Source organism: Pseudomonas sp. SbOxS1 (genome assembly GCF_013416725.1).
In the GTDB taxonomy this organism is placed as follows: Bacteria; Pseudomonadota; Gammaproteobacteria; order Pseudomonadales; family Pseudomonadaceae; genus Aquipseudomonas.
Genome location: NZ_JAAVXC010000081.1, coordinates 1 through 1424 on the forward strand (window position 1 = coordinate 1; position 1424 = coordinate 1424).

Here is a 1424-nt window from a genome sequence, read left to right on the forward strand (position 1 = left end):
GTCACGTAGTCGCGGTTCAGCTCGCCCATGACCGCGGCGCGGGTCAGGCGCACATAGGACGGCAGGGACACCACGGCGATGGCGATCACGGTGTTGATCAGGCCAGGGCCGAGGATGGCGACGATCGCCACGGCCAGCAGCAGCGATGGCAAGGCCAGCATGATGTCCATCAGGCGCATGATGGTCGGGCCGACGGCTTTGGGGAAGAAGCCGGCGAGCAGGCCCAGCAGGATCCCCGGGATCAGTGACATCACCACCGAAGACAAACCGATCAGCAGCGACAGGCGCGAACCCTGGATCAGGCGCGACAGCAGGTCGCGACCCAGTTCATCGGTACCCAGCAGGAACTGGATCTGCCCGCCTTCCAGCCAGGCTGGCGGGGTGAGCAGGAAGTCGCGGTACTGCTCGCTCGGGTCATGGGGCGCAACCCACGGGGCGAAGATGGCGCAGAAAATCACCAGCAGCATGAACATCAGGCCGGCAACGGCGCCTTTGTTCTTGGAAAACGCTTGCCAGAATTCCTTGTACGGCGAGGGGTACAGCAGGCTTTGATCCACGGCGGAGGTGGCGGTGGCTACTGAGGATGTTGGAGTGCTCATGGTTATTGACCTCAGCGCTGATGACGGATGCGTGGGTTGGCAAAGCCGTAGAGGATGTCCACTACGAAGTTGACCAGAATCACCAGGCAGGCGATTAACAGGATGCCGTTTTGCACGACCGGGTAGTCCCGGGCGCCAATGGCTTCGATCAGCCATTTGCCGATGCCCGGCCAGGAGAAGATGGTTTCGGTCAGGACCGCACCGGCCAGCAGGGTGCCGACTTGCAGGCCGACCACGGTCAGCACCGGAATCAGCGCGTTGCGCAGGCCGTGCACGAACACCACGCGCGACGGCGACAGGCCCTTGGCCTTGGCGGTACGGATGTAGTCTTCACGCAACACTTCGAGCATCGACGAACGGGTCATCCGCGCGATCACCGCCAGCGGAATGGTGCCGAGCACGATGGCCGGCAGGATCAGGTGGTGCAGNNCGCGGCTCGATGTCATAGAGCAGGTCGATCCGCCCGGAGACCGGGGTCCAGCCCAGGGAGACCGAGAAGAACATGATCAGGATCAGGCCCCACCAGAAGATCGGCATCGAGTATCCCGCCAGGGAGATGCCCATCACCCCGTGGTCGAACAGGGACCCTCGCTTGAGTGCCGCGATCACCCCGGCCAGCAGGCCCAGGATACCGGCGAACAACAGGGCGGCCATGGACAGTTCCAGGGTCGCGGGGAAGAGGGAGGTGAACTCGTTCCAGACGCTTTCACGGGTACGCAGGGATTCCCCGAGATCGCCGTGGGCCAGTTTGCCGATGTAATCCAGGTACTGGGCATACAGGGGTTTGTTCAGACCAAGGCGTTCCATTGCCTGAGCGTGCATTTC

Annotated in this window: 1 protein-coding gene and 1 pseudogene; both read right to left on the bottom strand. The window is 63.0% G+C overall.

Going from position 1 to position 1424, the window contains the following annotated elements; translation table 11 throughout:
• The coding region (locus HFK74_RS32905; RefSeq protein WP_180207228.1) for an ABC transporter permease subunit at positions 1-599 on the bottom strand (599 nt) is incomplete at its 3' end.
• Between the two features lie 11 nt (positions 600-610).
• Positions 611-1424 (bottom strand): annotated as a pseudogene (locus HFK74_RS32910) (ABC transporter permease); the annotation flags it as partial.